Source organism: Pseudomonas sp. nanlin1, assembly GCF_045571515.1.
Taxonomy (GTDB): domain Bacteria; phylum Pseudomonadota; class Gammaproteobacteria; order Pseudomonadales; family Pseudomonadaceae; genus Aquipseudomonas.
This window is the reverse complement of sequence record NZ_CP124218.1, coordinates 655,753-667,702: the sequence shown is the minus strand read 5'-3', so window position 1 is coordinate 667,702 and position 11,950 is coordinate 655,753. Positions and strand designations below refer to the sequence as shown.

At 61.8% G+C, this 11,950-nt stretch carries 10 protein-coding genes; 3 read left to right on the top strand and 7 right to left on the bottom strand.

Annotated elements, in window-relative coordinates:
• Positions 1 to 14 precede the first annotated feature (14 nt).
• Positions 15 to 977, bottom strand: coding sequence for a curved DNA-binding protein (gene cbpA / locus QCL65_RS03135; RefSeq protein WP_407314790.1), 963 nt, complete (start codon positions 975 to 977; stop codon positions 15 to 17).
• Between the two features lie 247 nt (positions 978 to 1,224).
• Here cbpA and QCL65_RS03130 point away from each other — a divergent pair, with 247 nt between their 5' ends.
• Entirely contained in the window at positions 1,225 to 2,490 is a 1,266-nt protein-coding gene (locus QCL65_RS03130; RefSeq protein WP_407314788.1) for an Hsp70 family protein, read from the top strand.
• Here the strand turns inward: QCL65_RS03130 and QCL65_RS03125 are convergent.
• A complete protein-coding gene (locus tag QCL65_RS03125) occupies positions 2,487 to 3,497 on the bottom strand; it encodes an AI-2E family transporter (protein ID WP_407314786.1) in 1,011 nt (336 codons plus the stop codon). The genes QCL65_RS03130 and QCL65_RS03125 overlap by 4 nt on opposite strands.
• Positions 3,498 to 3,745: 248 nt before the next feature.
• On the opposite strand from QCL65_RS03125, the gene osmE reads away from it, so the two are divergent.
• On the top strand, positions 3,746 to 4,087 hold the full coding sequence (gene osmE, locus QCL65_RS03120) for an osmotically-inducible lipoprotein OsmE (RefSeq protein ID WP_407314784.1): 342 nt from the start codon (positions 3,746 to 3,748) through the stop codon (positions 4,085 to 4,087).
• A 160-nt stretch (positions 4,088 to 4,247) separates the two neighbouring features.
• Positions 4,248 to 4,778 (top strand): bacterioferritin, encoded by a 531-nt coding sequence (locus tag QCL65_RS03115; protein WP_407314782.1) that lies wholly within the window; start codon positions 4,248 to 4,250, stop codon positions 4,776 to 4,778.
• A gap of 68 nt (positions 4,779 to 4,846) precedes the next feature.
• Here QCL65_RS03115 and QCL65_RS03110 read toward each other — a convergent pair whose 3' ends face one another.
• The 5 genes from QCL65_RS03110 to dgcA all read right to left on the bottom strand — a co-directional run bounded on the left by QCL65_RS03110 (position 4,847) and on the right by dgcA (position 11,938).
• Positions 4,847 to 5,782, bottom strand: a complete 936-nt coding sequence (locus QCL65_RS03110; protein ID WP_407316653.1) for an RHS repeat-associated core domain-containing protein — start codon at positions 5,780 to 5,782, stop codon at positions 4,847 to 4,849.
• Between the two features lie 98 nt (positions 5,783 to 5,880).
• Positions 5,881 to 6,654 (bottom strand): electron transfer flavoprotein subunit beta, encoded by a 774-nt coding sequence (locus tag QCL65_RS03105; protein ID WP_407314780.1) that lies wholly within the window; start codon positions 6,652 to 6,654, stop codon positions 5,881 to 5,883.
• 10 nt (positions 6,655 to 6,664) lie between these two features.
• Positions 6,665 to 7,885 (bottom strand): electron transfer flavoprotein subunit alpha/FixB family protein, encoded by a 1,221-nt coding sequence (locus QCL65_RS03100; RefSeq protein ID WP_407314778.1) that lies wholly within the window; start codon positions 7,883 to 7,885, stop codon positions 6,665 to 6,667.
• A complete protein-coding gene (gene dgcB, locus QCL65_RS03095; protein WP_407314776.1) occupies positions 7,885 to 9,831 on the bottom strand; it encodes a dimethylglycine demethylation protein DgcB in 1,947 nt (648 codons plus the stop codon). Before dgcB ends, QCL65_RS03100 begins: the two co-directional genes overlap by 1 nt.
• A 46-nt stretch (positions 9,832 to 9,877) precedes the next feature.
• Positions 9,878 to 11,938, bottom strand: a complete 2,061-nt coding sequence (dgcA, locus tag QCL65_RS03090) for a dimethylglycine demethylation protein DgcA (RefSeq protein ID WP_407314774.1) — start codon at positions 11,936 to 11,938, stop codon at positions 9,878 to 9,880.
• Positions 11,939 to 11,950: the final 12 nt, after the last annotated feature.

Sequence of the window (11,950 nt, the reverse complement as noted above, 5' to 3'; positions counted from 1 at the left end):
CGCCGCTCAGCGCTTCACTTGCCCCAGTTAAGGCGCGGGTCGAACGTTGAATGCTGCGCCAGTTGTTCCCATGCCCCACGGGTTTTGTCATCGACCCGTGGCGGCATCAGCACCTTGAGCTGCGCGAACAAGTCACCGCGTTGTCCATCCTTGCCCATCAGACCGTTGCCTTTGATCCGCAGGCGTTGACCGTTCTGGCTTTCAGGGCGAATGGTCAGGCTGATGCGGCCGGTCAGCGTCGGCACCGCCACCTTCGCACCAAGGGCCAATTCCCAGGGCGCCAGAGGAACACTGATGACCAAGTTATGGCCTTCGACCTCGAAATGCGGGTGCGGGGCAAAACGAATGGTCAGATACAGGTCCCCCGCTGCGCCGCCCGCGCCCCCGGGCGCGCCCTGGCCTTTGAGGCGAATGCGTTCACCGTCGGCGACACCGGCGGGAATCTTCACATTCAAGGTTTTGGTCATGTCGGCCACACGCTGGCCAGCGGCATTGTGCTGCGGCACTTTGAAATTGACCTGCTTGGATTCACCCGACAGGGTCTCTTCCAGAAACACCGCAAGGCTCATTTCAACGTCTTGCCCCTTACGGGCGCCTGCCCGCTGGTGGCCGCCGCGACCAAACGGCCCACCGCTGGGGCCACGGCCGTTCTGGCCGAAGATCGAGCTGAAGAAGTCCGAGAAATCCCCGGCGCTTTCCTCAGGCCCTGCCCCCCCGCGGCCTTGCCAGCCCGGCGGGCCCTGGAATGGCCGCCCGTGTTGGCCGTACTTGCGCAGCTCGTCGTATTCGGCGCGCTTTTCAGGGCTGCTGAGTGCTTCGTAAGCCTCGTTGGCTTCCTTGAAACGAGCTTCGGCGTCCTTTTCCTTGCTCACATCGGGGTGATACTTACGCGCCAGCTTGCGGAAGGCCGCTTTGATCGCCTTGTCATCCGCCGTTGGCTCTACGCCCAGTATCTTGTAATAGTCTTTAAAATCCATTGAGCATTCACCATCCGTATTCGCAAATCGCGCAGCCGGTCTGCAAGTCTCAGACCCGGCATGGCAGTGGAAGTTTATCGGCGGCTCGGCGGCGCAGTTGAAGACTTGGGCCGGTAAATGCGAGCGCGCCTGAAGATTGCTCAGAAGATTGGGGCAAGCGGCGGGCTTTCAAGGCGATCACCGGCCTTGATTCTGCCTGTGACTGACATACACTGCGCGGCCGTTTTCAATCGGAAGCTATGCACACATGGAAAACTCAGCCCCAGCCCGCGCCTGCGGTATCGATTTCGGCACCTCCAACTCTACTGTGGGCTGGCATCGGCCGGGCGTGGACACGCTGATCGCGCTGGAGGATGGCAAGATCACTCTGCCCTCCGTGGTGTTTTTCAACCTTGAGGAGCGGCGCCCCGTGTATGGCCGGCTGGCCCTGCACGAATACTTGGAAGGCTATGAAGGCCGCCTGATGCGCTCGCTCAAGAGCCTACTGGGCTCCAAGCTGATCAAGCATGACACCAGTGTGCTGGGCACGGCGATGCCCTTCAAGGACTTGCTCGGTTTATTCATCGGTGAACTGAAAAAGCGCGCCGAGCACAACGCCGGGCGCGCCTTTGACCAAGTGGTGCTGGGCCGCCCGGTGCATTTTGTCGATGACGACCAGGCCGCTGACCAAGAGGCCGAAGACACCCTGGCCGAGGTCGCGCGCAAGATCGGCTTTACCGACGTATCGTTTCAATATGAGCCGATTGCAGCGGCCTTCGATTACGAATCCACCCTGAACCGTGAAGAATTGGTACTGATCGTCGACATCGGCGGCGGTACTTCGGACTTTTCCCTGGTCCGTCTGTCCCCCCAACGCCGCGATATCGCCGAACGCCACGACGACATCTTGGCCACCGGGGGTGTGCACATCGGCGGGACCGACTTCGACAAGCAGCTCAGCCTACAGGGGGTCATGCCCCTGTTCGGCTACGGCAGCCGCATGAAGAGCCAAGCGTTCATGCCCACCAGCCTGCACATGAACCTGGCCACCTGGCATACGATCAATTCGGTGTACTCGCAGAAGTCCCAGTTGGCCCTGGCCAGCATGCGCTACGACATTCAAGACACCGATGGCATCGACCGGCTGTTCAAGCTGATCGAACAACGCGCCGGGCATTGGCTGGCTATGGAAGTCGAAGAAACCAAGATCCAACTGACCGAGGCCCAATCGCGCCACGTACCCTTGGACCGTATTCAGCCGGGCCTAAGCGTCGAGTTGAGCCGCGCCCTGTTCGAATCTGCCATCGACCCGCTGCTGGCGCGGGTGCGTGGCAGTGTCTCGCAGTTGTTGGGCACTGCCGGGGTGGGCGTCGAGCAGGTCGACACGGTGTTCTTTACCGGTGGTTCCAGTGGTATCCCGGCCCTACGCCAGAGCGTGGCGGCCATGCTGCCCAATGCCCAGCATGTCGAAGGCAATATCTTCGGCAGCATCGGCAGCGGCCTGGCCATCGAAGCGCGCAAGCGCTACGGCTAAACCAACTGAGCCTGGCGAAGCTCGCTCTTGAGGTACGCGTAATAGATCGGCCCGGCGACCACGCCGGGCAGGCCAAAGGCGGCCTCAAAGATCAACATAGCCAATAACAGCTCCCACGACTGCGCGCTGATCTGCCCACCGACGATCCGTGCGTTGAGGAAGTACTCGACCTTGTGGATCAAGATCAAATAACCCAGTGCCGCCATCGCCACCCAGATCGACAGGGACAGGCCGACGATGGTAATCAGGGTGTTGGAGATCAGGTTGCCAATCACTGGCAACAACCCCAGTAGGAAGGTCAGCACGATCAGGGTTTTGGTCAACGGCAGCTTGATGCCCAGCATCGGCAACACGACTGCGAGGAAAATCGCGGTGAAGAAGGTGTTGAGCAGGGAGATTTTGATCTGCGCGAACACAATGTTACGAAACGCTTTGACCAGCAGGTTCAAGCGCTCGAACAGCGCCGCCGCCAATGGCTTGCGAGCAGAAGCATCGGGCACTTGCTGCAGTGCGATGATTGCCCCCAGCACCATGCCGATCAGTAATGTCACGAACATATGGGCGGCGTCTTTGCCCATCAATTGCAGTTCACTCAGGTGTTTACCCAGCCAGGCGCCGATGGCCACCCGAAACTCGGCGGCACTGGCGGGCAGGTAGGCGTCGATAAACGGCGGTAATTGCCCACGGGCTCGGTCGACCACGCCCATAAACTTGTCCAGCGACGCGCCAGGGTTTTCTGCTTCGTGCAGGACGAAGCTGATGACCCCAGCGAAAATCAACGCGAGCACGCTAACCACCAGCGTACCTAGCAAAGCTACGGCCAACCAGCGGGCCCGGCGCCCTGCAATCAAACGCTGCAATTGCGGGGTGAGCATATTCACTAGCTCGAACACCAACAGCCCTGCCAACAGGCTGGGCAGCAGGCGCAAGGGCAAGACCAGCAGCAGCCCGCCGAACACGAGTATCCAGCTGGCGATCAACACGTGACGCTGAGAAAACGTGGGCATACAGCCTCAGGACGAACAGCTTGAAAGGATTGGCAGTCTGCCAGCCCCAGAGGGGCAGCGCCATACTCTTGGTATCGGCCCGAACTGTTTTTCCTTCAGGGGCTTAGGCAAGGCGCGACGGCCAGGCGGGGATAGCCTTTTTATGGCTGATACAGCGGCAAAAGCCTGCAAATCGATCGAACTCTCCATCGCCCAAAGCGCTCAAACAGAGCACAAGGCCACTAATGGCTATCTGAAGGAGCAACACCATGTTCAAGCAAACCCTCGCGACAGTGTTCGTATTGGCGGCAGTGACCGGTTGCGGCACCACCCCGCCGAACCCGGTGGACTACGTGACCTTCCGCAATGAGCCACTGGTTAAGCAGGTTGAGCCTGGCATGACCATGCAACAAGTCATGGCCATTGGTGGCACGCCTTCGTCCGTAGTCGACGGTACCGCCAACACCGTTCATGGCACCTGCAATAACTACGTGCTGAACCGCGAAGGCCATCAGCAGCCGTACTACGTCAGCTTCGATAGCACCGGCCATGTCCACAGCAAAGGCTTTATGACCTGCGAACAGCGCAAGACCAACGAAAAAGCGCTGTAACCCGCTCAGTAAGGCGGCGCATGGGAAGCAGAGTCATCACACATTTTGATAAAACTTTTCGTGACGCCCGCCACTCAGACTTTACGTACCGATCGCGCCGGGAACCCGATTTCGGCTTCAACAGAGCGCGACGGCTAACCGTATTAGCCTGGAGATTGTGATGATCAACGTACAACTGACCGACGTTAACACCCTGCGCGAACGCGCCCGCACCAATGTGGACCAAGGCGCAGTGACCGAAGGTTACGCCGGTGACCGTGAAGAAATTCTGCGCCTGCTCAACGAGTCGCTGGCCACTGAGCTGGTGTGCACTCTGCGCTACAAGCGCCACTACTTCATGGCCAATGGCATCAAGGCCAGTGTGGCGGCTGCTGAGTTTCTTGAGCACGCTGAGCAAGAGATGGAACATGCCGACAAGCTGGCTGAACGCATCACCCAACTGGGCGGTGAGCCGGACTTCAACCCGGACAACCTGAGCAAAAATTCCCACGCCCAGTACGTGGCGGGCAATACCCTTAAAGAGATGGTCTACGAAGACCTGGTAGCCGAGCGGATTGCCATCGACAGCTACCGCGAGATCATCCAGTACATCGGCGAGAAAGACCCGACCACCCGACGCATTTTCGAAGACATTCTGGCGCAGGAAGAAGAGCACGCCGATGACATGGCGGACATCTACAACGCGCTGTAAGCCTTGAACGGCACTGTTTGCTCCAAGATCAGCCAGAACTTCGGTTCTGGTTTTTTTTGGGCGGGGGTTTAACGCTTACGGCGGTTTCCACTACCCACCCCTAATCGCCGAATATGCCGTGCTTGACTGGCAACAGACCAGCGCTCGCTCGGGGCAGGTCCCATTCTCATGGCGTCTTTCGCCGCCTCTGGCGCCGGCCCTGAGTTATAAACCGTTCCCACCGCCAGAGTCGCTGCATTCACTGGTAAGAGAACCATTTCCGTTGCGACCTGACTACTGGCTGCGACGAGGTCCTTAGTTACTCGCTCACTAGAAAGAGCAAGATCAGAGGTCGTCGATGTTCGGGGACTCATTTGGAGCTCCAAACGCCTCTGCTCAGCTTTGGCTAGCCTGTCCGCTTTGTAGTCTTTGATGGCTGCTTTCAGCTTCGCACCAGCTTCCGGGAGTTTCAAAATAGAACCGGTAATTGAAAGCCCCGTGCCAATTTGGGTGACCAGGAGGGCGTCTGGATGGTCGGCTAGGGTCATGGACGATCCGGTGATCGTCATTGCCGAGCCCGCCAGACCAAACGCCGTGCCTAGCTGCGTCGCCCTGGGGATCGCTCTACCCAGCAAAAGAGGAATCGCAACGGGCACTAAACTATGTAAAGTGATCAGCCCATGAGCAACAATCGACAAGATCGCCGTGATGTGTTGAGGCTTAAGCCCGGTCGGGTCGCGCAGATTCACCGGGTCGCCCAGCACATACCCATAAGGGTTGAGCTGCCCTATACCAAAAGGCGACAAAGGATCGGGCCTGCTGAAACGCCTCAACTGGGGAAGGTAAGCACGCCGCCCATTGCCTAGCAAATACAAAGGCACGTTGCGCTCCAGCGCCTCGCCATTGAAGCCCATGGCTGAGCCCTCGCCCACCGTCGGCGCGCGTGCCCCCCATGGGTCGTAACGCAAAGGTTCGCAGGGGCCATCGTGCTCGCGGGCCAATACCGTTTGGCTGGCGTCTGTCATAAGCAGTGATGTCGCGCCCATGCCAAGCCCTCTGTCCCCACGGCAAGACGGCTAGGCTGCTACAGCGCTCGCCCTGAAGTAACTGGCAGATCGACCAGCTACCCGCGCACCACCCCTTCCTCCACCAGCATCTGCAAGATCGCCTCGGCACCCGCCTGGGCGGTGCCGCCCACCAGCACCTGCCCAGCGCCGCCCGTGGCCTTGGCCGTGGCGGCTTTCATACGGTCGGCGCCACTCTTGGCCTTGATCACTTTCAAACGCTTGGGCCGGGGTTTGGCGGCCTGCAACTGGGCTGTGGCCCACAATGTGTCCTCGACGATCGCCACTTCGCTCACCGCCAACTCACCCCGTTGCGCTGGGCCGTAGGCGCTTTGCCGAGGCTTGGGTGCGGCGTTGTCGACGGTGGCGAGCATCGGCAAGCGAACTTTCAAGCGCCGCCGCTGGCCCCTCGGTAGCGCTTGTAGCACCTGTGCCACGCCATTATCGATCGACTCGATTTCGGCCAGGCCTACCACCATCGGCCAGCCCAGGCGCTCGGCGAGCAGGAACGGCAACATCCCCGATCCCTCACCCGTCTCGGCCTGGCTGCCGGTGAGAACCACCTGTGCTTCTGCGCTGCGTAGGTAATCGGCCAGTGCAGGCAATGCATCGCTACCGGCAGGCTGTTCCAGCACGTGCAAGCGCGCCAACCCCATCCCCATGTAAGCACGTAACGTGGCGTCCTCGGCATCGCCAGCATGCAGCACCTGTAAGTGCTCCCCTGCCAGTTGCAGGCCCAGCTCTACCGCGCGGGCGTCTTGCTCGGCGCGGCGCGGGCGCCCGGAGCTGGGATGGGCGCCGATTGATACCAGGCTGACGACTCGGGTAGGCATGGCAGGTTCCTCAAGCGGCGTCGCGGTGCGCGCCGGTACGATAGGCTTGGATCGCATCGATCAGGGCTTGCAAAATCTGGCTGCTATCGCCAATCACCGACAAGTCGGCACGTTTGATCATGTCGCAGCCTGGGTCCATATTGATCGCAATCACTTTGTCGCAGGCGCCAATGCCCTGCAGGTGCTGAATAGCGCCGGAAATACCCACGGCCACATACACTCTGGCGGTAATCCAGGTACCGCTGGCACCGACCTGGCGGTCGCGGGCCATGTGCCCGTCGTCGACAGCTACCCGCGAGGCGCCCTCGGTGGCTCCCAGGGCCGCCGCGGCGCGGTGGAACAGCGCCCAGTCCTGAACCCCGTTGCCGCCGGAAACCACAAATTCTGCCTCGATCATCGGCACGGCAGCCGGGTCCACAGCCACAGCGCCCAAATCCTCGATGCGGGTCAGGCTACGCACGATGCTTGTGGATAACTCCACGGGCAGCGCCTCGTGGCGAGTTTCATCCACCGGCGCGGCACACTCGGCCTGGGCCAGGATCAAGCGCGGCAAGGGCCGGGCGATATCTTGCTGGCCAGCCCCGGCGCGGCCGGTGCAGTGGTCGTCCTTGACTTGCCAGACGCGGGTAGCCGGCCGCTCACCCAGGCTGGCCGCCCAGCGCCGGCCCAGCTCCCCGCCCCCGGTACGGCTGTCGGGCAGCAGCCAATGCCGTGGGGCAAATTGCTGATCCACGGCATGCAGCCCCTGGATACGCTGCTCCGGTGCATAGCCGCTGAAGCCATCGCCCTGCAGCAGCAACAGGCGGTCAACCCCGGCGGTGCTAAAAGCGCTTTCCTTGTGCTCGCCAAAGATGATCGCCAGCACGGCACCTTCTGCGCCGGCCAATTGCCGGGCCAAGCCTAGTAGATCGAGGTCGTGGCTGCTCAAGCGGCCGCCGACCATGTCCGGCACCACGGCAATATAAAACGCCGGGGCCGGCACTTGGTGCAGGGGCAATTGCACGGCAGCGGCGGCGCTGCGTTTGCTGGAGCCGCCCTGCTGGGCACCGCTGCGGTCGATGCGTTTGACCCCGTTGGGCCCGATAAAACCGACCCCATGGGGGTTCTTGCGCACCACGCCCTGCGGCCCCAGCCAGGTGTGTTGCTGGGGCTGCACACTGGCGTGCAGCGGATGCAAGCGGTTGCGTGCGATCCACTCGGCACGGGGGTCGCGGCGAATAATGTCGCTCATCAGTGCACCTCGGCAGGTTGGCGCCGGGCGGGCGCGGGTTTGCTGGGCACGAGGTCCTCCACCAACGCTTCGGCGACCAGCTCGGCGATGTCCTTGATCAAAGGTCGGGGCTCTACGACCCCTTCGAGCATGGCCGTGCATTGAGGGCAGCCGACGGCCACGATTTCTGCGGCGGTCTCGCGGATGTCGTCCATGCGCATGTCGGGGATCCGCTGTTTACCAGGGATATCCGTGATCGGCGCACCGCCACCGCCGCCGCAGCAGCGCGAACGGTAGCCTGAACGCTGCATTTCCCGCACCTCGATGCCCAGGGCCTTGAGCACTTCACGGGGCGCTTGGTACTCGCCGTTATAGCGGCCCAGGTAGCAGGGGTCGTGGTAGGTCACACTGGCGCCTTTGTGGGCATTGAGTTGCAACTGCCCTGCCGCGACCAGTTCAGCCATAAAGGTGCTGTGGTGCAAGACCTCGTAGTGGCCGCCGAGCGCCCCGTACTCGTTTTTCAATACGTGAAAGCTGTGGGGGTCGCAGGTGACAATGCGTTTGAAGCGGTATTGGCCGAGGGTGTGGATATTGCGTTTGGCCAACTGCTGGAACGTCGCTTCATCCCCCAGGCGCCGCGCCACGTCACCGCTGTCGCGCTCTTCCAGGCCCAGCACGGCGAAATCCACCCGCGCTGCTTTCAGTACCTTGACGAAGCTGCGCAGGGTGCGCTGGTTGCGCATGTCGAACGCACCATCGCCCACCCAGAACAGCACGTCGACGCTGGGCTGGTCGGCCAGCACGCGCAGGTTCAAATCGGCGGCCCAGTTCATCCGCCCGCCGGGGTTGAAGCCACCGGGGTTGTCAGTGGCGATGAGGTTTTCCAACACCTCGGCGCCCTTATTCGGGGTCGCGCCCTTTTCCAGGGTCAGGTGGCGGCGCATGTCGACGATGGCATCCACGTGCTCAATCATCATGGGGCATTCTTCGACGCAGGCGCGGCAGGTGGTGCACGACCAGAGGGTGTCGGCGTCGACCAGGCCGTTAACGATCGGTTGATGGGGGTTGCCGCCATGCTCACCGATGGGCTTGCCCGGGTAGGGGCTGCCAGCGAACTTGGCGTCAGTGCCGCCGGCCAGGCCGACCACCATGTCCTGAATCAGCTTTTTCGGGTTCAGCGGTTGGCCGGCGGCGAACGCCGGGCAGGCGGCTTCACATTTGCCGCATTGCACGCAGGCGTCGAAGCCCAGCAGTTGGTTCCAGGTGAAGTCCTTGGGTTTTTCCACGCCCAGCGGCGCGCTGCGGTCACTCAGGTCGAGGGCCTTGAGCCCAGTGGAGCGGCCGCCGCCAAAACGTTCGGCGCGGCGGTGCCACGCCAGGTGCAAGGCGCCGGCGAACGCGTGCTTCATGGGCCCGCCCCAGGTCATGCCGAAGAACAGTTCCGACACACCCCACAGCACACCGAGGCCAAGCACGATGGCCAGGATCCAGCCGCCGAAATCCGCCGGCAGCACACCGGCCACGGGCAAGGTGGCAAGGAAAAAGCTGCCGGCGAACATCAGCAAGCTTTTCGGCAAGCGCATCCACGGGCCTTTGGACAACCGCGCGGGGGGCTGGCGACGCCGGGCGTAGACAAACAGCGCACCGGCGAACATCAAGGCCGTAGCGAACAACAGCGCATAGCCCAATACCCGGTTATGCACACCAAAGCCATGCACCAGAATCGCCAAGGCTGCCGCCAAGACAAAACCTCCGGCCGTGGCCACGTGGGTGTTGGCAATGTACTTGTCGCGGGCCACCACGTGGTGCAGGTCGACCATGTAACGTTTAGGCATGGCCAGCAAGCCGCCCAGCCAATCAACCTGCGCCGGCCGCCCCTGGCGCCACAGGCGCAAGCGGCGCACGGCGCCTAAAACAGCCAGGCCCAGGGCCGCGAACAGCAGGGTTGGCAAAATCGTACTCAACATGATGCTCGTTCCCGATCAACCCGCAGCGAGAGGGCCCGCGCCCCCATCAGAAATCCTTGCACAACCGCAGCGCGTCATAGATCGCCGCGTGGGTGTTGCGCTGGGCCACACAGTCGCCGATGCGAAACAACAGATAGTCATCGCCCACAGTGCTCAGCGACGGCTGCGGCTCGATGGCAAATAGCGCGTCGATGTCGATCTGGCCCTTGTTGCGCGACCCTTCCTTGAGGGCGTAGTACAAGTGTTCATCAGGCCGTACACCGTTCTCCACCACCACCTGGTCGACCACCCGCTCCTCTTTGGCGCCGGTGTATTCGTTCTCCAACACCGCGACCAACTTGTCGCCTTCGCGGTAGACCTTTTCCAGCATCAGGTCCCCGGTCATGATCACTTCCTTGGGGTACATGCTGCGGTAGTAGGTGGGGAACGAAGTGCCGCCGATGGCGACACCCGGCTTGATATCATCGGTGACGATTTCCACCTGGCAGCCTTTGTCGGCGAGGAAGTCGGCGACCGACATGCCGGTGAATTCGCAAATGGTGTCGTACACCAGCACGTTCTTGCCCGGCGCGACTTTGCCGTCCAGCACATCCCAGCTACTGACCACCAGGCCTTGCTCGGCGCCCCAATGTTCGTTCTGCTCCAGGAATGGGTGCCCGCCCACCGCCAGCACCACCACGTCCGGGCGCAGGTCCATGATGGTGTCTGCATCGGCCGCTGTACCCAGGCGCAGGTCGACCTTCAAACGCGCCAGCTCCAACTGGTACCAGCGGGTGATCCCGGCAATTTGGTCCCTTTGCGGCGCCTTCGAAGCCGTGGTGATTTGCCCGCCGATGGCGTCTTTCTTCTCGAACAAGGTCACGTCGTGGCCACGCTCGGCGGACACCCGCGCGGCTTCCATCCCCGCAGGCCCGGCGCCGACGATCACCACCTTGCGCCGGGCGCCGGTGGACTTCTCGATAATGTGCGGCACGCCCATGTACTCACGGGAGGTCGCGGCGTTTTGGATGCACAGCACATCGAGCCCTTGATACTGGCGGTCGATGCAATAGTTGGCGCCCACGCACTGGCGGATCTGGTCGACCTGGCCCATCTTGATTTTCGCGATCAGGTGCGGGTCGGCGATGTGCGCGCGGGTCATGCCGACCATGTCCACATAGCCGCCTTCGAGAATCCGCGTGGCTTGGTTCGGGTCCTTGATGTTCTGCGCGTGCAGGACCGGCACCTTGACCACTTCTTTAATCCCAGCCGCCAAGTGCAGAAACGGTTCCGGCGGGTAGCTCATGTTCGGGATTACGTTGGCCAGCGTGTTATGGGTATCGCAGCCCGAGCCCACCACACCCAGGAAGTCGATCAGCCCGGTGGCGTCGTAGTACTGGGCGATTTCTTTCATGTCCTCGTGGCTCAAGCCATCGGGGTGGAACTCATCGCCGCAAATGCGCAAGCCGACGCAGAAGTCAGGCCCCACTTCGGCACGCACCGCTTTGATCACCTCTAGGCCAAAGCGCATGCGGTTTTCGAAACTGCCGCCCCATTCATCGGTGCGCTTGTTGACCCGCGGGCTCCAGAACTGGTCGATCATGTGCTGGTGCACCGCCGACAGCTCAACGCCATCGAGCCCCCCGGCCTTGGCGCGGGCGGCAGCGCTGGCGTAGTTGCCGATTACCCGGCGGATCTCTTCCGGCTCGATGGTCTTACAGGTGGCACGATGCACGGGCTCACGAATGCCCGACGGCGACATCAGGGTCGGCCAATGCTCGCCGTCCCAACGCGAGCGGCGGCCCATGTGGGTAATCTGGATCATGATCTTGGCGCCATGCTTGTGCATGGCATCGGCCAGGTTCTGAAAGTGCGGAATGATCTTGTCGGTGGCCAGGTTGACCGATTTCCACCAGCCCTGGGGGCTGTCGATCGCCACGCTGGAAGACCCGCCGCAGATCGCCAGGCCGATCCCGCCTTTGGCTTTTTCTTCGTAGTACTTCACGTAACGGTCCGTGGTCATACCACCGTCAGTGGCATACACCTCGGCGTGAGCGGTGCTGAGCACGCGGTTGCGGATCGTCAATTTACCGATCTGGATCGGTTGGAACATCGCTTCGAACGCCATGGTGCAGTCCTC

Bases quoted from the DNA above. Each gene is read 5' to 3' on its own strand.
- QCL65_RS03130 (WP_407314788.1), top strand. From the start codon at position 1,225: ATGGAAAACTCAGCCCCAGCCCGCGCCTGCGGTATCGATTTCGGCACC.
- QCL65_RS03110 (WP_407316653.1), bottom strand. From the start codon at position 5,782: ATGACAGACGCCAGCCAAACGGTATTGGCCCGCGAGCACGATGGCCCC.
- cbpA (WP_407314790.1), bottom strand. From the start codon at position 977: ATGGATTTTAAAGACTATTACAAGATACTGGGCGTAGAGCCAACGGCG.
- dgcB (WP_407314776.1), bottom strand. From the start codon at position 9,831: ATGTTGAGTACGATTTTGCCAACCCTGCTGTTCGCGGCCCTGGGCCTG.
- QCL65_RS03115 (WP_407314782.1), top strand. From the start codon at position 4,248: ATGATCAACGTACAACTGACCGACGTTAACACCCTGCGCGAACGCGCC.
- QCL65_RS03100 (WP_407314778.1), bottom strand. From the start codon at position 7,885: ATGAGCGACATTATTCGCCGCGACCCCCGTGCCGAGTGGATCGCACGC.
- QCL65_RS03105 (WP_407314780.1), bottom strand. From the start codon at position 6,654: ATGCCTACCCGAGTCGTCAGCCTGGTATCAATCGGCGCCCATCCCAGC.
- QCL65_RS03125 (WP_407314786.1), bottom strand. From the start codon at position 3,497: ATGCCCACGTTTTCTCAGCGTCACGTGTTGATCGCCAGCTGGATACTC.
- osmE (WP_407314784.1), top strand. From the start codon at position 3,746: ATGTTCAAGCAAACCCTCGCGACAGTGTTCGTATTGGCGGCAGTGACC.
- dgcA (WP_407314774.1), bottom strand. From the start codon at position 11,938: ATGGCGTTCGAAGCGATGTTCCAACCGATCCAGATCGGTAAATTGACG.